General features: G+C 62.6%; 19 protein-coding genes and 1 pseudogene. 11 read left to right on the top strand and 9 right to left on the bottom strand.

Going from position 1 to position 20,682, the window contains the following annotated elements:
- On the top strand, window positions 1-663 hold a 663-nt coding region (locus F6X39_RS34740), incomplete at its 5' end, for a PRC-barrel domain-containing protein (protein WP_187619943.1).
- Window positions 660-1,907 (top strand): MFS transporter, encoded by a 1,248-nt coding sequence (locus F6X39_RS34745; protein ID WP_184062097.1) that lies wholly within the window; start codon window positions 660-662, stop codon window positions 1,905-1,907. The genes F6X39_RS34740 and F6X39_RS34745, both read left to right, overlap by 4 nt.
- Window positions 1,908-2,012: 105 nt before the next feature.
- On the opposite strand, the gene F6X39_RS34750 is transcribed toward F6X39_RS34745, so the two are convergent.
- Window positions 2,013-3,152, bottom strand: coding sequence for a Gfo/Idh/MocA family protein (locus F6X39_RS34750; RefSeq protein WP_187619944.1), 1,140 nt, complete (start codon window positions 3,150-3,152; stop codon window positions 2,013-2,015).
- A gap of 3 nt (window positions 3,153-3,155) precedes the next feature.
- Window positions 3,156-3,923 carry a sugar phosphate isomerase/epimerase family protein gene (locus F6X39_RS34755; protein ID WP_187619945.1) on the bottom strand — a complete coding sequence of 256 codons (768 nt, stop codon included), beginning with the start codon at window positions 3,921-3,923 and terminating at the stop codon, window positions 3,156-3,158.
- A gap of 331 nt (window positions 3,924-4,254) precedes the next feature.
- Between F6X39_RS34755 and F6X39_RS34760 the strand changes: the two genes are divergently transcribed.
- Both F6X39_RS34760 and F6X39_RS37740 read left to right on the top strand, forming a co-directional pair.
- Window positions 4,255-5,247, top strand: coding sequence for a LacI family DNA-binding transcriptional regulator (locus tag F6X39_RS34760; RefSeq protein ID WP_184009354.1), 993 nt, complete (start codon window positions 4,255-4,257; stop codon window positions 5,245-5,247).
- Window positions 5,248-5,363: 116 nt separating this feature from the next.
- Entirely contained in the window at window positions 5,364-5,543 is a 180-nt protein-coding gene (locus F6X39_RS37740; RefSeq protein WP_187619946.1) for a DUF4148 domain-containing protein, read from the top strand.
- Between the two features lie 284 nt (window positions 5,544-5,827).
- On the opposite strand, the gene F6X39_RS34770 is transcribed toward F6X39_RS37740, so the two are convergent.
- The 4 genes and pseudogenes from F6X39_RS34770 to F6X39_RS34785 all read right to left on the bottom strand — a co-directional run bounded on the left by F6X39_RS34770 (window position 5,828) and on the right by F6X39_RS34785 (window position 9,619).
- Entirely contained in the window at window positions 5,828-7,942 is a 2,115-nt protein-coding gene (locus F6X39_RS34770; protein ID WP_187619947.1) for an acyltransferase family protein, read from the bottom strand.
- Window positions 7,939-8,422: pseudogene (locus F6X39_RS34775) on the bottom strand (IS3 family transposase); the annotation flags it as partial. The pseudogene F6X39_RS34775 and the gene F6X39_RS34770, both read right to left, overlap by 4 nt.
- Window positions 8,423-8,499: 77 nt before the next feature.
- On the bottom strand, window positions 8,500-8,805 hold the full coding sequence (locus tag F6X39_RS34780) for a hypothetical protein (RefSeq protein WP_187619948.1): 306 nt from the start codon (window positions 8,803-8,805) through the stop codon (window positions 8,500-8,502).
- A 358-nt stretch (window positions 8,806-9,163) separates the two neighbouring features.
- Window positions 9,164-9,619 carry a GNAT family N-acetyltransferase gene (locus tag F6X39_RS34785; RefSeq protein ID WP_187619949.1) on the bottom strand — a complete coding sequence of 152 codons (456 nt, stop codon included), beginning with the start codon at window positions 9,617-9,619 and terminating at the stop codon, window positions 9,164-9,166.
- A 226-nt stretch (window positions 9,620-9,845) separates the two neighbouring features.
- Here F6X39_RS34785 and F6X39_RS34790 point away from each other — a divergent pair, with 226 nt between their 5' ends.
- The 7 genes from F6X39_RS34790 to F6X39_RS34820 all read left to right on the top strand — a co-directional run bounded on the left by F6X39_RS34790 (window position 9,846) and on the right by F6X39_RS34820 (window position 15,049).
- Window positions 9,846-10,226, top strand: coding sequence for a DUF2946 domain-containing protein (locus tag F6X39_RS34790; protein ID WP_187619950.1), 381 nt, complete (start codon window positions 9,846-9,848; stop codon window positions 10,224-10,226).
- Window positions 10,227-10,332: 106 nt separating this feature from the next.
- Window positions 10,333-11,226, top strand: coding sequence for a hypothetical protein (locus F6X39_RS34795; protein ID WP_187619951.1), 894 nt, complete (start codon window positions 10,333-10,335; stop codon window positions 11,224-11,226).
- Window positions 11,227-11,244: 18 nt separating this feature from the next.
- Window positions 11,245-11,610 (top strand): copper resistance protein CopC, encoded by a 366-nt coding sequence (locus tag F6X39_RS34800; RefSeq protein ID WP_187619952.1) that lies wholly within the window; start codon window positions 11,245-11,247, stop codon window positions 11,608-11,610.
- Between the two features lie 2 nt (window positions 11,611-11,612).
- The gene (locus tag F6X39_RS34805) at window positions 11,613-12,518 is read left to right on the top strand and encodes a CopD family protein (RefSeq protein ID WP_187619953.1); all 906 of its coding nucleotides are present in this window, start codon (window positions 11,613-11,615) and stop codon (window positions 12,516-12,518) included.
- A 116-nt stretch (window positions 12,519-12,634) separates the two neighbouring features.
- Window positions 12,635-13,081: a copper chaperone PCu(A)C gene (locus F6X39_RS34810; protein WP_244145121.1), complete on the top strand. Its 447-nt coding sequence runs from the start codon at window positions 12,635-12,637 to the stop codon at window positions 13,079-13,081.
- A gap of 466 nt (window positions 13,082-13,547) precedes the next feature.
- Window positions 13,548-13,817, top strand: a complete 270-nt coding sequence (locus F6X39_RS34815; RefSeq protein WP_090803938.1) for a MoaD/ThiS family protein — start codon at window positions 13,548-13,550, stop codon at window positions 13,815-13,817.
- 83 nt (window positions 13,818-13,900) lie between these two features.
- Complete coding sequence (locus tag F6X39_RS34820; protein WP_187619954.1) at window positions 13,901-15,049, top strand: WD40/YVTN/BNR-like repeat-containing protein; 1,149 nt, start codon at window positions 13,901-13,903, stop codon at window positions 15,047-15,049.
- A gap of 273 nt (window positions 15,050-15,322) precedes the next feature.
- Here the strand turns inward: F6X39_RS34820 and F6X39_RS34825 are convergent, their stop codons facing one another.
- From F6X39_RS34825 to F6X39_RS34835, 3 genes are all read right to left on the bottom strand, one after another.
- A complete protein-coding gene (locus tag F6X39_RS34825) occupies window positions 15,323-15,646 on the bottom strand; it encodes a hypothetical protein (RefSeq protein WP_090803934.1) in 324 nt (107 codons plus the stop codon).
- Window positions 15,647-16,157: 511 nt separating this feature from the next.
- Window positions 16,158-18,545 carry a PAS domain S-box protein gene (locus F6X39_RS34830; RefSeq protein ID WP_187619955.1) on the bottom strand — a complete coding sequence of 796 codons (2,388 nt, stop codon included), beginning with the start codon at window positions 18,543-18,545 and terminating at the stop codon, window positions 16,158-16,160.
- Between the two features lie 721 nt (window positions 18,546-19,266).
- The coding region (locus F6X39_RS34835; protein ID WP_410450713.1) for a GLUG motif-containing protein at window positions 19,267-20,682 on the bottom strand (1,416 nt) is incomplete at its 5' end.

Consider the following 20,682-nt stretch of genomic DNA (forward strand, 5'->3'; position numbering starts at 1 on the left):
ATCGTGCTGCGCACGATCGAGCGCAGCGACGCGCGCGCGCTGCTCGACAGCCAGGTGCAGAAGCCCGACGGCAAGGTGGTCGGCCGCGCGGTCGACATGATCGCCGACGCAGCCGGCAAGCCGCGCGAGATGGTCGTCAATCTGCAGGGCTTCCTCGGCGTCGGCGACCGCAAGGTGAACTTCCCGTGGGGCGCGTTCCACTTCACGCCGACCGCGAAGGGGGCGCCGATCACGCTGAACCCGACGGCCGTGCCGAGCACCGCGAACAAATCGAACCCGCGGGAACTGCCGCTGCTCGATGCGACCGTCGAGCGCGCGAACGGCGCCAAGGTGGGCCGCGTGGTCGACGTGCTGATCGACGGCAACGCGCAGCCGCAGGCGATCGTCCTCGACGTCGGCGGCATGGTCAGCACCGACCGGCGCACGATCGCCGCGAACTGGTCGGCGCTGCGCTTCGTCACGCGCGACAAGGAACTGCATCCGCAGATCGATCTGAGCGACGCGCAGATCAACGCGACGCCGCTCTACGCGAGCGACAAGCCGATTCGCGCGGTGTCGCCGGCGCCGCCCGCGCAGCCTGCCGCCAGCGCCGCGCCGGCGGCCTCGGCGCCGCCGGCCGCGTCGTCGGCCGTCGCGGTTTCCAACGCACGGGCGGTCCGATGACGGTCCGTACTATGGTCACGGCGCGAAGTCTGCGCGCGCTCGATTGGCTCAACTTCTTCGTCGCCAACGTGCAGACGGGCTTCGGGCCGTTCATCGCGTCCTACCTCGCATCGCACAAGTGGACCCAGGGCGAGATCGGCATGGTGCTGTCGGTCGGCACGATCAGCGCGATGGTCAGCCAGGTGCCCGGCGGCGCCGCGGTCGACGCGTTGCGCAACAAGAAAGCGGCGGCCGCGTGGGCGATCGGCGCGATCATCCTCAGCGCGATGCTGCTCGCGATCAGCCCGACCGTGCTGCCGGTGATCGCCGCCGAGGTGTTCCACGGCTTCGCGAGCTGCATGCTGACGCCGGCGCTCGCGGCGATCTCGTTCGCGCTGGTGGGTCGCGCGAATCTCGGCGACCGGCTCGGCCGCAATGCGCGCTGGGCGTCGATCGGCAGCGCGGTCGCGGCCGGTCTGATGGGACTGTTCGGCGAGTACTACTCGCCGCGCGCGGTGTTCGTCCTGACCGCGGGCCTCGCGGTTCCCGCGCTGATCGCGCTCGCGATGATCCAGCGCACCGACACGATCGAGCTGCCGCAAGCGGCGCCCACCCCCGAGCAGCTCGAGCGGCGCGAAAGCCTGCGCGAGCTGCTGCGCGACAAGCGCATGCTGCTGTTCGCCGCCTGCATCGTGCTGTTCCATCTGTCGAACGCGGCGATGCTGAACCTGGCCGCCGGCGAAGTGACGGCCGGCATGGGAGACAACGTGCAGCTCGTGATCGCGGCATGCATCATCGTGCCGCAGGCGATCGTCGCGATGATGTCGCCGTGGGTCGGGCGCTCGGCCGAACGCTGGGGCCGCCGGCCGATTCTGCTGCTCGGCTTCTCCGCGTTGCCGATCCGCGCGCTGCTGTTCGCGGGCATCAGCAGCCCCTATCTGCTCGTGCCGGTGCAGATGCTCGACGGCTTGAGCGCTGCGGTGTTCGGCGTGATGCTGCCGCTGATCGCCGCCGACGTCGCCGGCGACAAGGGCCGCTACAACCTGTGTATCGGCCTGTTCGGGCTCGCGGCCGGCATCGGCGCGACGTTGAGCACGACGGCGGCGGGCTTCGTCGCCGATCGTTTCGGCAACACGGTGAGCTTCTTCTGCCTCGCGGCGGCCGGTGCGCTCGCGGTGTTGCTGGTGTGGGCGGCGATGCCCGAGACGCGCGACGCGGCGACGGCCAGCAACGGCGATGGCGCGGCTGTGCCCGGTCGTGGATAGTCGGCCGCGAGGTGAGTCGCGCGAGCTGGATGAGCCGGGGCGTGATCTGATGGTCGCAGTCGGATCACGTCGCAACCGGCTTGACCACTGCGGAAGTCAGGTGAGTCAGTCGGCGAGAAACACCTCTTCGCCTCGACCCAATGGCACGACGACGGGTCGCTGCACGACGGTCTCGATATCGATGTGCCGCCCCTCGCGCGACGAGCGTTCGAAGGCATCCAGCACCTCCAGCACGTGTAACGCCAGTTCGCCGCTCGCGCGATGCGGCCGACCTCGGCGCAACGCCATGGCCATGTCCAGCACGCCCACAGCGCGGTAATTGGCCACCCGCGCACCGCTCCTCAACGTGAAGTTGTCGACGCCAAAAGCATGGACCTGTGTGTCGAGCGGCTTAAAGCCGCTATCACGTTCAGCCACGCGCGGACTCCCGCCAAAGAAATTGGGATCGACGCCCAACAGGCTACCTTCCGTGCCATAGATCTCGATAGGCGCACGCTGATGGGCCCACACGTCCCAGGAGGCGCTCATCACCACGTTGGCCCCACCCTCAAAATGCAGGATACCGTTGACCGTGGTGGGCACCTCGACCTCGATGACCTGGCCCCTCAGCGGCTCACTGGAGATGATGCGCTGGGGAAAACCGATGGTGGCGCAAGCAGACACGCGTGCCACCGGCCCAAGCAGGTTGACCAACTGCGTCACGTAATACGGGCCCATGTCGTGAATCGGGCCGCCGCCAGGCTTGAAAAAAAACTCAGGATTGGGATGCCAGGACTCCATGCCGCGGGACAACACGGCCACGGCCCCGCCAATGGCACGCCCAATGCGGCCCGCATCGAGCGCCGCGCGGCACGCCTGATGGGCCGCGCCGAAGAAGGTGTCCGGTGCGCAGCCCACGCGTAGTCCCGAAGCCTCGGCTCGCGCCAGCATCGCGCATGCGGACGCGAACTCGGTACCCAGGGGCTTTTCGAGGTAGACGTGCTTGCCCGCCTCCAGAATCTGCAGGCTTACCGGCACATGCGCGTGCGGCACCGTAAGGTTGATGACGATTTCGATGTCGGGGTCGGCCAGCAGCGCAGCCACCGTCATCGCGGCAACGCCGTGCTGCTCGGCCTTGGCCCGGGCGGCCTCCGGACGCAAGTCGGCGCAGGCCTTGATGCGGACGAATTCCGAATTCGCCGCGCCGGTGAAATAGGCATCGCTGATGTTGCCGCAACCGATGATGCCGACAAAGACAGGTTTCATGGATCAGGCTCCGAGCTGGTGCAGATAGGCAAAGGCATTGCGGGCGAAGCGTTCGCCGTCGCTGGGATTGTCGTGCTCGGCGGCGAGAAAACGCGCCCCCGCTTCGCGGCAGGCGGCGGCCAGCGTGGGCCAGTCCATGACGCCGTGACCGACGTCGGCCCAGCCGTCCTCGTCGAGTTTTTCACCCGCGGGCGCGAGGTCTTTCGCATGGGCCGAGACCACGCGGCCCGTATAACGACGAAGCCATGGCAGAGGATCGGCGCCGCCGCGCACGAGCCAGGCGACATCCACTTGCCAGCCGAGCGGGCTTGCCCCGGCGGACTCGAACAGCAGTTCCAGCGCCGTTGCACCGTTCTCCTTGGCGCTGAGTTCCCAATCATGGTTGTGGTAAGCGAGGGCGATGCCCTGAGCGGCTAGCCGATGGGCGAGGCTGCCCAACTCGTTGCCGAGCGCCCGCCAGTATGCGGCGTCACTGTCGCGCTCGGCGGGCGGCACCGCGGGCATGACCAACTGGGTGATACCGAGGGTCTCGCACGCCGCGGTCACTTCGTGCAAACGCTCACGCAGCATGGCCATGCCGAGGTGGCTGGAGGAGGCGCTAAGGTCGCGCGCCTGAAGCTTGTCCCGGGTGTCGGCCGCATTTTCGAGCAAGGACCCGATCAGCTCCACCTGGCGAAATCCGGCTTGGGCGGCAATGTCGAACTGCCGGTCGAGTCCGCCCGCATTGCGCAGGCTGTAAATCTGGATGGAAATGGGCAAGGCTTGATTCATGGTCGTCAATCCAAAGAGTCAAGGGGGATGCGGCACAGATGGCCTACGGAGCTGGGCGCAAGTCAAAAGGTAAGCGCTTTCCCGTTTACCTGGAACAGGGGCTTTACCCTATGCAGCAGGGACCGGCACAAACAGGAGTACGCGAGAAGCTTCGGATAAGCGGATTGCATAACGCCTCGGTTTGCAGCAACACCATGGATTCCCGCTAGCCGAGTCTGAATCCCCGCTCAGTTTCGAGGTTCGATGACGCATGAGGGGAAAACCTTTTCCCGTGATGCTAAAATTGTTACCTTCCTGCTGGCGACAAACGCGCCGCTGCCTGAACGAACCAATGCGAAGCAAACCCTCCATCGAAGCCGTTGCCCGCGAGGCTGGCGTTTCCATTGCCACGGTGTCGCGTGTGCTCAACGGGACGAAGGCCGTGACGGCGGCCACGCGTGAGCGGGTCGAGGCAGCCGTACGGGCACTGAACTACCGGGCCAATCCGTTCGGCCGCAGCCTGAGTACCGGTCAGAGTCGCATTCTGCTGATGCTCATGCCGGATTTCGCCAACCCCTACTACGCCGAGATCGTGCGCGGGGCCGGCGCGGTCAGTCGCCAGGCCGGTTACACGCTGCTTCCGGCGGACCTGGAAGCCTGGACTGGCACGGCGGACGCCTCGCTGCCGACGCTGGCTGGCAGTCTGAGCGACGGCGTCATCAATCTCGTGCCCATGTCCGACCCGGCAGCCCGGCGCGAGGCGGCGAACGGCAAGCCATGGGTCAATTGCTCGGAATTCTTGCCCGGTAGTGACGTGCCTTATGTCAGCATCGACCACCGCCAGGCCGGTACGGATGCCGTGCAGTACCTCATCAACAAGGGCCACCGGCGCATCGGCTTCATCACCAGCGATGAGCGCTTCCTGTATGCGCGTCAGCGCCGCGAGGGCTATGACGCAGCACTACTGCGCGCCGGTCTCGCGCCTGCGCCCGAGCTTGTCTGCGTTACTGGCGACAATAGTTACGCCGCCGGAAGCCAGGCGGCGGCAAAGCTGCTGGCGGTGGTGGATCCACCGAGCGCCGTGTTCGCCGTGTCGGACACGTTGGCCATCGGCGCGATCAAGGGCTTTAGCAAAGCCGGCCGGCGGGTGCCGCACGACGTGGCGGTAATGGGCTTCGACGACGTGCCCATCGCTGGCATCTTCGAGCCGGGGCTGACGACCGTGGCCCAGCCCATGGTCGAGTTGGGCGCCGCGGCGGCCGAAATGCTGCTGGCGCTGCTCGACGGCCAACGCCCAGCGTCGCGCATCCTGCAGCATCAGCTGGTGCTGCGGGAGTCGGTTTGAGCGGTCGATCGGGAGAAGTCAAGATCTGCTTTGCCCACTGAGGTGGTTTGTAGCTGGCTCAGTTTTGGTGAGGCTGCCGACGCCGATGCATTTCGGCCACCTTGCTCCCACGGCTCATGAAATCGTTCGTTGAAGCTTTCGTGGTCGCCGTGGTTGGCGCCGTCGCTGTGGCGGTTTTTGCTCAGTCGAGCCAGCCGAAGACCCATCAGCAAATGCTTGAAGAACTGGTTCAGCTCGGAATTCCCGGCAGCGCTCGACCTTTGCGCCGCAGTTGTTGCCCCTGTGGTATTTGTTGATTAAGGCTGATGACGCGCCGAGCGTGAACATCCGATGGCTATTGCGGAACCGCCGATAGAGCACGTGGGGGCGCACGCGAGCGACTGGCTGGAGATGGGCCGGCTACCACCCGATGCGCTCGGCTGTTGTCGACCCACAACGGCCTGTTATCTTGATCCGAAACGGACGCTCACGCTGGCCGGATTTTCGCTTTCCAGAAATACCTTGCAACCGGTGAGGTTGAACTGGTTCGCCGCAGCCTCGGCTCCCCTTGCCAAGGGCGTTGCCGGAACTCTTCCCCGCATCAGCTCGCGGACCCCGCTTCCATAAGCTTGCTGACGAGCTGCTTAAAGCTTGGCAACAGAAGCCTGTTCGCATAGCCGCTGAGGTGATCGCCATCGAAGACGAGCGGCCGGCCGTCGGCGGTGTGCGTTGAGCAGACCGAATCTGGGCACAGTGGTGGCAACGGGTCCCATACGCTAACTTCGGGGACCGCCTGCACGATGTGCGCATAGGATTCGAGCACCGGCGCCCGCAAGGCTTCCAGATCCGCACGGGCGATGCGGTCGCCGCCGGAACAGATGGGATTGTCGCGATTGAACCAGTCCGAACATCGGAACGGCTGGCTCCGAAACTCGGGTGTCGGCCCCTCCAGGATGACCTTCGCCCCTTTGGCTGCCAGTTTCTGCAAGATTGGAATGGCCTCTCGCACGCCGTCTACCCGGCTTTGCACGGCCTCTGGACCAAACATGTAGCCCCAGGCGCTCGAGTCGTCGAAGCGGGCCCACTCGTCGGAGAAACGTGGCAGCCGCAGCGAAGGCAGGAAGACCACGTCACCGGGCCTGACCTGCGCCTCGATTTGAGCGATTGCCGCATCCGTCCCCGGCGCACAGCTCGCCACCTCATCTTGTTTGCGCGGCAGCAAAGCAATGAACGGACAGCCTCCATTGTTGTACGCGAAGACCTTCACGCCAGTATCCCGGGCGAATTCGCGCAACATCCTGTTGTAGGCCATCGCGTGCGAATCGCCGATCACGTACAGGCGCCCGCGATAGGTCGCCGGAAGCGAACATCCCGCACGTGAATATGTCCATACGGGCCCCCCGTTGAGCTTCGTTCTATTCCACGTGTCCAGACATCCGTCATTGCTGGGCTCAAGGGGGCGGCTCGGATACCAGTCGTCGGCACGTTGTGACACCACGCTCAGCGACAGATTCAGTTTCAGTTGGGCTGCCTGAATGCCGACCCACAACAGCGCTCCGCACGTCAACGTAGCTACGCCCGCACCTACGACAGCGGGACGCCGCATGCCTTTCAGGACCGCCGAGCGCCGCACAGGATTCTCGACGTAGTACCAGGACGCTGTCGCCAGCGCGAAGGTCAGTACGGCCGCAAGCACGCGCCAGACAGGCGCATCGATCCCCGTCGTCCACCGCAGCAGCACGATCACAGGCCAGTGCCAGAGATAAAGCGAATATGAGATCTTGCCGACGAAAGTCACCGCTGGTGAAATGAGCAGCCTGTGCAGCCAATCCCGCGGCGCTCTTCCGTGCAGCACGTACAGTACGCCAAGCGTGCCGGCAACCGGCAGCAGCGCTCCCGGAAAAGGAAGCTGCTCCGGGCGCAAGACCTTGAAACCGGCCGCAAGCAGCACCAGCGAACCACCGAGCAATGCCATCGAACCCAGCGTCCCATTGCGGTCGATCACGCCGAGCGGACGCTTCGCGAGCGCGAGGAACTGGTATAGCAGGATACCGGATGCCAATTCCCAGAAACGCCCTGGAATCAGGTAAAAGTTTAGCCCCTCATTTCGCCTCGAAAGCCACCATGCGCTCAACACGGACAGAGCGAGCCCGCCGGCGAACAGAACAACGCAAAGCGTCTTTCTCGGACGTTTGCTTACCCACATGAAGAAAAGCAACGGAAAGATCAGATAAAACTGCTCTTCTACCCCAAGCGACCAGGTATGCAGGTACGGGTTGAATTCGGCGCGTGGCGAAAAATAGTTATCACCGATGAACGCGAGCACCACATTGCTCAACCCAAAGAAAGCAAAGAAGCCGGTGTATTTGTTGGTATCGCTCAGCCACGCGTTTGGAATGAACAGTGCTGAAAACAAGCCGGTCACCAGCAGGCACACCACGAGCGCTGGCACGATCCGCTGCACTCGACGCGAATAGAAATAGAACACGAAGCGCGAAAACTGCATCGATTCGAGGTTTCCAACGGATGCGCTGACGACAAACCCGGAAACCACGAAAAAGATATCGACCCCTGCAAGCCCGCCGGGTAACCACCGCGCGTACAGGTGATAAACGATGACCGACAACACTGCGACCGCACGCAAACCGTCGATGTATGCCGCGTGCGCAGGACGGGTGAGTTGCGGCGCAGTAGTAGCGTTATGGCGTGGATTCATGGCATGAGAGTTAATGAGGTCGGTCGGAATCCATGGACGCCAACGGGTTTAGCAGCGATCTTGTTCAAGTAGAAACGCTGCGTGAAAACCGCGGGAGACAGATAGTCAAGCTGCGCTTGTGTCCGCTGCCGGTTATAAAGGATCTCGATGTATTCCGTGATCTCTTGCTGCGCCTGCTGCCGACTGGCGAACCGCCGACGATAGGCCAACTCGCTCTTCAGCGTGCCCCAAAATGATTCGATCGATGCGTTGTCAAAGCAGTTTCCTCGTCTGCTCATTGAGGCTTGCATGCCGAAGTGGCTGACAAGATTCTGGTAAGCATGCGCGCAAGATTGGCTGCCGCGGTCTGCGTGGTGAATCAGACCGGCCGGCGGTCGGTGCGACGCGACCGCCCGAAACACCGCCTGCATCACCAGATGCAGTCATACGCTCGCTCATCGCGTAACCGACCCGCTCTGCGCTGAACAGGTCCTTGAGCCCGCCGCAGGGTTGCCGGACCGTCTGCTCGCGCGGGGTTCAGACCTGCCCCGCTGATTCCGCGGCGATCATTGCATATTTCATCTCGATAAATAACCAGAAAAAGCGAAGGTGCCGTTGCCCTTTCTCTCGTTTGCTTTTACGTACGATTGTGACGTAAAAAGTTTAGGGAAATGGATAGGCCCGCGATGTATTTCGTGCGCTGCCCCACAGAAGCGATAAGAAATGTCGACTTCATCGTCGAGGAACTTCATCGGCGCGAACCGGAGGGAGCGGAAGGTCATGTAACAGACGAAGTGGCGCAGGCGGCTATACTTGGCCGCGCTCACCAGCTTTGCGCAGGCAACACCTGTAATCGAGGACACCAAAAGCCGGCCTGCTTTCATAGTTCTTCTCCCGGACCTTGGCTGCAAGCACGATCGACCCGATCACCGAGGCGAGTCCGCCTTATCAGCAATGCATATCTCCAAAGTGATGCTTTCGAAACTCCACCGTACGGCTTTCTAAAAGCGCGACACTACGTGCCATGGCATGACTGCTCTGTTCGAAATCACACAAACGCCCGCTCTTCGATGTCTACTCGAAGTCACATGTAGTCCTGGTCCAGGTGTCGGCAATTTGGGCGATCGTGCCGACTGACCGCTACTGCCCGAACTCGGCAGTACATGGTTAGGCGCGTCTGGACGCTCGAACTTCTGTCGCCGACTCCAGCGATGGGCCGCGCCCTATGAATACCAATGCAGCCTAGCTTTCTTCCTGTGTTTCGATTGGCTGACGCACATAGTAGATATCCCATTCTCCTTCGTCAGTCTGTACAAATCCGTACCGCTGGTAGAAGCGGTTTGAATCACTGCCGCGTAGAGCACCGAGGCGGATTGGCATGCGTTGCGCGTCGGCGTTCGCGAAGACGTCCCGCAAGACGGCTGCGCCGATTCCTTTCCCTTGGTGCGCCGGCAGAATGTAAAGGTGGTCCAGTAGCCAGTAGTCTGCCTGTGGGCGGATGAGGATAAAGCCCGACCGAACGCCATCGACCTCTATGAATCGACACCGCGCAGGGTCGAATGACGCGAGGAAGCGCTCGCGGGCACGCTGCGGGTCGAAACGACCGATGCGCTCCAGACTCTCGCGCATCGCGGCGATACGAATGGCGACCAGTGTGTCGGCGTCGGACTCGGTTGTATCGGAAAAGGCGATGTTCATTGGGAACGGCTTCCGGTCAAAGGATTCGCGAGGCTTACTTCTTGTGCGAATACTATCGCGCCGAATCGATTGTCACCAATTTGCACTTTGGGGCCGAAGGTCCGCTCATGGCCGACTTGAGACTTCCGGCAACGCGGCAAGCTGTCATAGGTCGATGCCTGCAGGTAACACATGGCATAATGCGCCGCATTCACCTTCACCAGACCAATATCGAACCGTCGGCCTTATGCTGAACTGTTTCTGCCGGAAATTGGGCTCCTATCTGGGATTGCTGGCAATCCTGATGGCAACGCTCGCGCCGACGGTTTCGCAGGCACTGGCTGACCGCAACGAGGCTGGGCTTCCTTCAGCCTTGCTCTGCTCCGCACATTCGACTCCAGGCAATCCGCCGGGCAACGAGGACACCTCCCACTCGCTGGCTGCTCACTGGCATGCTTGCGGCTACTGCAACCTGATTGCGCACGTGCCCGTGCTGCCGAGCGTCCAGCCTGAATTTGCGGTCACGGTCTGGGCCATCCAGCATCGCGTTGCGACGCGATTCGAGAGCATCCGTCGCGTCGAACCGCTGGCATCCGCCCAGCCGCGCGCGCCCCCCGTTTCATCCTGAATTGAGCCCTGGTGGCGATGCCGTGCACGAACGCATCGCCAGGCGTCGTCGTGTCTCTTCACAGACTCGCGGCGGCGCGATGACGACCTCAATCAATGGATGAAACATGAATGCCAATACCTTGCGCCATGGCAAACCCTTCTTCGCCACGGCAACGATCTCGTTCGCCGCAACTGCGCTCCTGCTCGCCTCATCGCCAGCCGCTGCCCATGCCATCGCGGGCGACCGCGTCTTTCCGTCAACGTTGGCTGTCGATGATCCAGGCGTCGGCGATGAAGCTAATTTCGAATACGGGCATCTGCGTGTTCCTGGAGACGACGGCGATCAAAGCATCAATACGTTCAGCTTCGAGTACGACAAGCTGATCACGTCAAGGCTTGCCCTGTCCGTCGACGGCGCTTACGTGATGCAGAACAATCCGACTGCGCACGGGTTCGATAACTTTGGAGTCGGCCTGAAGTATCTGCTGTATGTGAACGCCCCGCACGAATTCATGACTTCAGTCGGGGTGCATGCGGAATTGGGTGGAACCGGCAGCCACGCGATTGCGAACAGCTTTTCGACCATCTCGCCGACGATCTACCTGGGCAAGGGTATGGGCGATCTGCCTGACTCACTGGCCTATCTCCGACCCGTTGCCATTACCGCCGAAGCTGGGCCTTCGTTGACCACCGGGGCCGGTCAGCCCAATTCTTTCGACTACGGTTTCACGGTCCAGTACAGCCTGCCCTATCTGCAGCAGCAGGTGCATGATTTCGGCTTGCCGCAGCCGCTCTCGAACATTGTTCCCATCGTCGAGTTTCCGCTATCGAGAAGTCAGGGCCAAACCACTGGCACGATCAATCCGGGGTTCATCTGGATCAACCGCTATGGCCAGTTCGGTGTCGAAGCTCAGATACCAATCAACAGCGCGAGCGGTTCGCATGTCGGCATCCTGGTACAGGCCCATCTTTTCTTCGACGATATTGCGCCGAAAACACTCGGCAAGCCGCTGTTCTAACGTGTAAGGAGTCCTCTCATGAAACTGCACACGATTACACGCGCGGCCATCGCCGCGCTGATGATCGCCGGCTGCAATCTCGCGCAGGCGCACGCCTACCCGACCCAGGAGGCGCCGGGGGCCGGTGCGACCGTCACGACCTCGCAGAAGGACGTGGCGATCGACTTCGACGATGGTCTGGAGCCCGCATTCAGCTCGATCGCCGTCACCGACTCGCGAGGCAAGTCCGTGACGAGCGGCAAAGCTGCGGTTGACCCGTCGAACAGGAAGCACATGTCGGTAGGGCTAAATCCCCTCGTGCCGGGCGCCTATACCGTCTCGTGGGTCGCCGTTGCCAACGACGGCCATCGCACCCAGGGGCATTACACGTTCACGGTGAAGTAACGGTGGATCCGCTCGTCGTCGCCCAGATTGCACTGGCCGCGATGCAGGACATTCTGTTTGCCGTCGCTACCGGCGCTCTTGCATGCGGCGTCCTGGGCGCGCGTAGCGGATTGCCAGGGCAAGACACGACGCGAGTCTGGCGGACCGTCGCGTCAGTCGCACTCGCTCTCACCGCCCTGGCGTACCTCTGGCTTCAGGCCGCAATCATGAGCGGTTCGCCGCTCGGTGAAGCTGGTTCGGCTATCGCCCCAGTACTGACGCAGTCCCACTTCGGTAAGGCATGGTCGATCGGCGTTGCCGGCGCGCTGCTCGCGGCGTTGAGTGGCCTCAAGAAAGAGCGCGGCTCAGCGCTCTTTGCCGCGGGGTTCGTCCTGTGGGTCGCGGGCAAGGCAGCCGCGAGCCATGCGGCCGACTCCGGCGACTTCTCGTGGCGTGAGGCGATTCACGTCGTCCATCTTTCCGCAACTGCGCTTTGGGCCGGCAGTGTCATCGTCGCCGCGATCCTGCTGCGCCGGCTCGAACGCGAACCAGGCCGTCCGCCCGGCCAGAGGGCTGCGTTCTGCGCGGCGCTGTCTCATCTGGCGACGGCTGCGCTCGTGTTTGTTCTCGTCACCGGTTTCTACAACGCCGTTCAGGACACGGCGCAGGCCAGCGCGCCGCTGCTGCGCACAGACTGGGGCCGGGTGCTCGCCGCAAAGCTTGCATGTGTGGTCCTGGCGACATTGCTCGGCGGCTGGAACCGGATGGCGATTCTGCCCGATCTGCTCGTGCTTGCCGAGCGGAACGATCCGGATTACCCTGCCGCGCAACGCCGCTTCGACGGCGTTCTCTCTGTCGAAGCGCTCGTCATGCTAGCCGTACTTGCGCTGGCTGCGGTGCTGGGCCATACGTCGCCGACGGGCGGATAGCGGAGCCGACCATGTAGACATGCGACCGATATGACGATCGAGCGGCGCCCCGGTGCCGCGACGTACGTCCCGCCAACCCATCACATTTTCCTTAACGTAGAACAGGAGGTTATGCCATGCACCACCCCTTCTTCCGCCTGGCTATCGCGCTGCCGCTCGCGGCTGCTTCGCTAACCGCTTTCGCCGCTTCGTCGGGCGCCATGATGGTGTCCGACTGCTGGATCCGCTCGATGCCGGGCGACGTGCCGTCCGGCGGCTACTTCAAGCTGATGAACATGGGAGACAAGCCCGTCGATCTCGAAGGTGTTAGCACCGATGCGTTCGGGATGTCCATGCTGCATCAGACGCAGACTACCGGGAGCACGTCAAAGATGGTCATGGTCGACAAGGTGACCGTCCCGGCCAACGGGACACTCGCATTCGCGCCGGGCGGCTATCACGTGATGTTCGAGAAGGAAAAGAAGCCGCTGACGGTCGGTTCGACGGTTCCCGTCACGTTCAAATTCAGTGACGGGGAGAGTATCGTCGGGCAATGCGCGGTGAAGAGCGCAACCGGCCAGTAATGACGCTTGCAGGCCGCGCGAAATCGATCGCGAGACTTGAGAGCGCGGGCTGCAACGATTCGGGCAACCGGCGGACGTTTGTACCTGGTGAACGATGCTCGACGCGCTCGGCAATGTGAAATGATGCTGCGCCGTGGCGACGAGCGAAAAATGCGTGGGTTTAGCGCATCGCCACGCACGGAAATTGAACGTCGCTGTCCGAGGCGGAAGCCGGCCTTCGCGCGTTCTATGGGAAGGCCGGCTGTTGGCCGCGTGCCGCCTCATGCATTGAGCTGCGCAGCTTGAACCGCGCAAGGCTGCGTTCGGCGGCACGCGACCCCGAGCCGCCTTTCGGACTCGCGACACCGCAACGGCCGCTTCGGAGGCGCAACCTGTCGTCTGTTGTATGGCGATGCCCCGAAGCACCCCGCGGATCGTCTAAACTGCAGAATCGACGAACAGGCCATTCCCGCTCGGCTACCCCGCCATGGCGCACATCTTCTTCGCTGCTTCGATTCAACGGCATATCGCAACGCCCGAGCGCGAGATCGACGCGCGCACGCTCGGCGAAGCACTGAAGGCCGTCTTCGCCGCGCAACCTCGACTGCGCGGCTACATCCTTGACGATCAGGGCTCACTGCGAAGACATCTCGCCGTGTTTGTCGACGGCCGGCCGGTGCGCGACCGACAACATCTGTCCGATGCGCTCGGCGAGGAAAGCCGGGTTTACGTCATACAGGCGTTGTCGGGCGGATAAGAAGGTTCCACTCTTACTCGAGCTTTGCATGGGACCAGAGTAAGCGCTAAAGCGCCAACTCTGGTCGACAGGAGACACTCCACATGAGCAATCGATTGCTTGTTGCAACCCGCAAGGGATTGTTCGTTCTGCAAGCCGACGGCGAGGGCGGCTGGACGCTCGGTGAGCCGTATTTCGTCGGCGAGCCGGTGAGCATGGTGCTGCCTGATCCGCGCGACGGTTCGCTGTATGCCGCGCTCAATCTCGGCCACTTCGGCGTGAAGCTGCATCGCCGGCGCACGGGCATGGAGGATTGGGAAGAGTGCGCGGTCCCCGTCTACCCGCCGCAGCCTGCCGACGAGACGCATACCGGTGACGGCGCGGACACGAGCGCGGACAATCCGAGCGCGGCCGTGCCCAGCCCGCCGGCTCCTCCCTGGACGCTCCAGCAAGTCTGGTCGCTCGAAACCGGCGGCCCGGACGAGCCGGGCGTCCTGTGGGCCGGCACGATTCCCGGCGGGCTCTTCCGTTCCGACGATGGCGGCGACACATGGCTGCTCAACCGGGCGCTGTGGGATCGCCCGGAGCGCCGAGAATGGTTCGGAGGCGGCTATGACGCGCCGGGCATCCATTCCGTGATGGTCGATCCGCGCGACAGCCGGCACGTGACGATCGGCGTGTCGTGTGGCGGCGTCTGGCAAACCGCCGACGGCGGCGCGACCTGGCGCGTTAGTGCCGAAGGCATGGAGGCCGACTACATGCCGCCGGAGCGGCGCGGCGATGCCAACGTGCAAGACCCGCACCGCGTCGTGCAATGCGCCGCAAATCCAGATGCGCTGTGGACGCAGCATCACTGCGCGATCTTCCGCTCGACCGACGGCGCGGCGCACTGGCAGCGGATCGCAGCGCAGCCATCGAGCTTCGGCTTCGCGGTTGCCGTGCATCCGCGCGAGCCGGACACCGCGTGGTTTGTGCCCGCCGTGAAAGACCAGTGCCGCATCCCGGTGGACGGCCAGTTCGTCGTCACGCGCACACGCGACGGCGGCCGCACGTTCGAGCGTTTCTCGAGCGGGTTGCCGCCTGCACCGGCGTATGACCTCGTGTATCGGCACGGGCTCGCTGTAGATGACTCCGGCACGCGCCTCGCAATGGCGTCGACCACCGGCGCGCTATGGACGTCCGACGACGGCGGCGAAAGCTGGCATTTGATTTCAGCGCATTTGCCGCCTGCTTATTGTGTTCGGTTTGGATGAGGGCGCGGGGCGGGCTGGTGAGACATGAAACGCCTACATTGCCATTCATGCGCCGGACATAGCCTGAATGCGTGCATCGGCGTGATGGATCGATACTTCGAGCCGTACGCGCCGGCGAACCGCTTTGTGTAGCTCGGCTTGTCGCAAGAGACTTTTTGACACTTCGCCGAACGTCTGATCAGCACCAGCAGTCACGCGGACGCCCCTGCGCGAGAGACAGCTTTTGGCGGAGGACGCAGCTACTACAGCGTCAAGGCGTGCGAGTCCTCAGTGCTACTTTTCCGCCTTTTTCTCCTCGTCTGCTGTACGTAGTGCTGCGTTGGCTGTGACCAGCAGTTTCGCATCGTGGTCTTGGACTGCAGCGTCAACCGTGTCGAACGCTTTCTTCAGATCCTTTTGTGCCAGCTTTGTCGCGCTTCCATTTTCCAAAATGGTTTCGGCTTCCTTTCTCAGGCGCTTAACTAGTTTCGCGGCGCATCGGGTGTCGAGCGTCCCATTGATGACGAACTCACTGATGTAATTCGCCAGCGCGGCCAGCGTCGCAGCGGTCGACTCATTCGCGCCGCTCTTACCGCTCGTTTCGGACTTCTTGCTCATCAGGACTCTCCCGTTAGGACACACTTCCGCGATGAAGGACCAACGCTACGCTCACGGTCGGTGTCGCATGAAATGGTGACAGATTTCGAGCGAAAATAAGACGGTTTTTTTGGATGAAGCGGCGCTGTCATATCGCAACGTTCGGATATCGGTCGATTGTTGCCGCGTGGGGCTATGGGCGCGGTACCACGGGGTGAATTTTGGTTTGCTACAGAATTGCTACAGCTGGAGTGAGCGGCTAAATCTGGCTGGCCTTGGGTTTGTCATTCCACCCTCTGAACTATCACCCACGTGAAGGGGCAAAGCAACTTTGAACGTCCCGGTTCGACGGCGGATTCAACCGGTCGTTGCCCCACGTCGGCGCAGCCTCGCTTCGGATCGGTCATCAAAATCGATCGAGCGGCTTTGGAATGCCCGGAAGGCCATTATTCAACGACTCATCTGTTCGCTGTCCCGATATCTGATCGGGAGCGGGCGCGATGCCGTACGGCTGCCGGCGACTGCTTTGCCCTTACTCGTTTCTTCGTTGTTCAACCTGTCCGTGCATCGCCGCGATCAGCGCATGCAACTGTTCGATCGCGAATGGCTTGCGGAGCGACGTGCAATCGAATCCGACCTCCTCTGGCGTCGGAGCGTCGCGACCGGAAGCAAACACGATCCTGATGCCCGGATTGCGCTCGACGGCAGCTCTCGCCAGCTCGATACCCGACCGCCCCGGAAGGACGATGTCCGTGAGAAGCACATCGGTCTTCCCTGTCATCAATGCGCGCATTGCTGCTTCTGCATCGGCAGCCTGACGCACGTCATAGCCCAGGGTGGTCAGCAGTTCACTGATCGCCTCCCGCGCGCTTCTGTCATCGTCCACGACAAGGATTGCGAAGCTTTCTGGCGCGTGAGACGGCTCGGACGACGGCGAATCTGCCGACGGCGATGCGACCGGCGGGTGCACCTCGGCCGTGCTGGCCGGCCCCAGCATCCGGCGGATTTTCGATGCAAGCTGCTCCCGGCTGTACGGCTTGCTCAGCAGATGCACACCCGTGTCCAGCCGGCCGCCATGGACGATGGCATTCTGGGTATATCCCGATGTAAACAGGACCTTCAGATGCGGCAGCACCCTGGTCGCGAGTTTCGCGAGTTCGGTGCTGCGCATCGTGCCGGGCATCACCACGTCCGTGAACATCAGATCGATATGTATCCCGCTTTGCACGATCACGAGCGCGCTCTGGGCGTCGTCTGCCTTCAGTACGGTATAACCAAACTGTCTGAGCGTTTCGACCACGGTTGCCTGAACGCGTCTGTCATCCTCAACGACCAGAATGGTTTCAGACCCGCCGGTGAGCGCCACCGGCTGTCTGGGTTCGAGGTCAACGGCTTTCTCCATCGAGCGGGGCAGATAGATCTTCACGGTTGTCCCGTGCCCGGGCTCGCTGTAGATCCTGACATGACCTCCGCTTTGCTTGATAAACCCGTACGCCATGCTCAGGCCCAGGCCCGTGCCTTGTCCTTCCGGCTTGGTCGTGAAGAACGGCTCAAAAGCGCGTTCGAGGACATCGCGGGTCATCCCTGTTCCAGTGTCGGTGATGGCGAGCAGCACGTATTGCCCCTCGCGAACGTCAGCGGCCAGCGCGCTGTAGTGCTCGTCGAGCATGGCGTTCGACAGCTCCAGCGTCAGCTTGCCGCCTTCCGGCATGGCATCGCGCGCGTTGATGGCCAGGTTCAACACCACGTTCTCGAGGTGGTTCGGGTCGACCAGCGTGTTCCACAGCCCGCCGGCAATGACGGTTTCGACCTCAATCACTTCGCCCAGCGCCCGTCTGAGCAGGTCGTCCATGCTCCGCAGCATGACAGCCAGGTTCACGACAATGGGCTGCAACGCCTGACGGCGTCCGAACGCGAGCAGTTGAGAGGCCAGGTTGGCCCCGTGCTCGACCGCATCAATTGCCTTGTAGAGGCGCTCTCTTGTCCAGGCATCACGGCCATGGCGGCCTTCGAGCAATTCCAGATTGCCGCGTAACACCTGCAGCACATTGTTGAAATCGTGTGCGACGCCCCCCGTCAGTTTTCCAAGCGCCTCCATCTTCTGGGACTGAAGCAGCGCCGCGCGTGCCTTTTCCAGTTGCTCCTGAGCGGCCTTGCGCTCCGTCACGTCGCGGATAATCTTGGCGAAGCCGACCAGCGTTCCTTCTTCGTCGCGGATTGCATCGATCACGACATTGGCCCAGAACCGGCTGCCGTCTTTCCTGACCCTCCAGCCCTCGGTCTCGAACCGCCCTTCCGTTGCGGCCGTATGCAGGCCGTGTTCCGGCAGACCCTGAGCCGCCTCTTCGGCTGTGTAGAACCGCCTGAAGTGCGTTCCGAGCACTTCGCTGGCCTCATAGCCCTTGATCCGCGCCGCGCCCAGATTCCAGTTAGTCACGTGGCCCTCGGGGGACAGCATGAAGATCGCGTAATCGGTTACCCCTTGCACCAGCAGCCGGAACCGCCGCTCGCTTTCGATCACGGCTTCATAGGCCATGCGTTTGTCGGTTGTGTCGCGCACAATCTTGCCAAAGCCGATGAAGGTGCCGTCAGCCGCATAAAGAGGCGTAATGAGAACGCTGGCCCAGAACTTCGTGCCGTCCTTGCGTACGCGCCAGCCTTCGGAATCATATTGGCCGTGCTCGCGCGCCGCGCGCAGCGCGGCGTCAGGAACACCGGTGCGCCGGTCGTCGTCCGTGTAAAAGACGGAGAAGTGCCGGCCAATGATTTCATCGGCCGCGTAGCCTTTGATGCGTCTCGCGCCGGGGTTCCAGCTGGCGACCTCGCCGTGCCCGGTCAGCCTGAAGATCGCGTACTCCGATACATGCGCGATCAGCAGCGGCGGCCAACTTGATTCGATATCGTCCTCGTCGCCGTGCATTCGCCCCCCCGTTGAGTATTAGCGGTCCGACATATCCTTCCAGGACTGCACACGAATCATCCCTCGAGCAGTACCCGGGGCGTTCCATACCACCTGCCATTGTGCCCTGGCCGGCGAGTGGCGAGGCAGGAGTGACCGGATAACGCTTTCGCAACGTAATGGCCAGGCGGACAAACCACTGAGCATTCGGAACTGCTCGATCGGCGGAGAACGGACAAGGCCTTCACAAACGGGTTCGGGGGCGAAACAGGAACGAAGCGTTTAGCTTCGCACACCATACGTCAGCCCAGGCTCGAATCTGCGAACCCGGCGCCATCTGTTTTGGCTGGGCAACCGAGATCTGGCTCTGCGCCGGATGTCCGGCGTCGACGACCGCGTTGAACTTCAACCGGTATGCGCAACGAAGCACGTCATGCAGGTCAACGCCGTTTCTCCGCTAGCGATGACGGCCGTGCAATCCGGCTTTGTGTCGTTCGGTTGCGCCGCGCTCGCTCTGGGCGTCGCGAGATGGCTGTCGTAAATATCTGACTCTGTCTGTCCAGTTCACGAACGGATGAAGTAGAGGAAGCCGGCTGCGGCCGCGGGGCCGCTGGCCGGACCCGCTCCATTTATGAATGGAGCAATTCATCGCTGACCTCCCGGAGTTGTCCCGCCCAAATGATTTTCGCGACAGCATCTGCTGTCGTGCCGAGTTCCCCCCTTGCCGACAAGCCTTCGCCATCTACTGACCCAGTTGCCACCGCAGCACGGGGTGCGTTGCTCCGGCGGGCATGGCCCATACCCCGCCAGGTCCGAAGTCGTATGTGGGACCGAAGCTGACGGGGTTGCTCATCTGGGCGGTGGTCAGGCCTTGGGCGTTGCCAACCTGGGCGCCATTAGCCACACTCACTACAGCGACGGTGGTGCCGGTCGTCTGTGTATTCCAGAACACGTCGCCGCTTATGGTCACTGGCCCGTAGTTGAAGCCCGCGATGCCACCTCCGCCTCCCTGCCCTTGAACGCTGCCAGTGGCAAATGATTGCTCAACACTGCTATACAGATTCACTCCCACTAGCGCTCCCGCGGCTGCATCAGTCGCGCTGACTGCACCCGTGGCGTACGACTGTGTGATCGTTCCAGCGTTTTGACCGGCCAGCCCGCCGGCATAGCTCGAAGTGCCCACAACGCTCCCCGATGCGAAAGACTGCCTGATGACTCCCGCGTTGTAGCCGACGAGTCCACCATCGGAGAAACCTTGAGACGACGACACGTCAGCATTGCTGGAGGACCGTGTGATAGTGCCATCGGACCAGCCAACGAGGCCGCCCGCCTCTTGAGCGTTCTCGACCGCGACCGTACCACTGGTGTGGACGGACGCAATGATGCTGGTGTTGAGCCCAGTACCCAACAGGCCGGCCAGAATCCCATAGTAGCCGCCGTTAGCCGTGCCACTGACCTCGCCTTGCACCATCAGGTCGCGTACGACACCGCCAGCTCCTATGGCGGAAAACAAACCCACGCCCGGGTCGATGTCCGACGGTGATGCCTGAATCTTGAGGTTGGATATCGTATGGCCCATGCCATCGAACTGTCCGGTGAAAGGACTCGCTGGGAAAGCGCCAATCGGCGCATTGAACGTGCCCGACGGCGGCGTTGCATCCACGTCCTTGCCTAGCGCGTAGATGCCCGAAAGGTCCTGGTTGATTTTCTGGAGGTCGGCGAGCGAGTTGACAAGTTCATAGGCGGTCGACTGCGTAACGAGACCGCTGTCAGGTGGCGCCGTCCACGCCTGATTCAACAGAATGGTTCCCGCGCTGTAGTTGCCCCCGATGTCGTACAGCGCGCTGACGATACCCGTGCTTGCCGACCAGTCGATGATGCCGTTATTCGCGATGCTGCCTCCGTTGTCGCTGCCCGTTGAGTCAGCGCGCACGGTCAGATTGCCGGTACCGCGGTTCGCTATCGTCGTGCCCGTCGTCACTGAGACGTTGTGGTACGCGGCAAGCGTCAGCGAAGCCGGACCGCTCCAGCTCAGGCTCGAAGCAATGCCCAGGTCGCCCGTTGCGCCGTTCGCGCCTGTGGTCGTGACATCGATCGACGTGCCCGCGTTCAGGCTGCGCTGCAACGCGCGCGCGGCGGCATCATCGATCGTGAAAGC

Origin of the sequence: Paraburkholderia sp. UCT2, assembly GCF_014397665.1 — a bacterium.
Lineage (GTDB): Bacteria > Pseudomonadota > Gammaproteobacteria > Burkholderiales > Burkholderiaceae > Paraburkholderia > Paraburkholderia tuberum.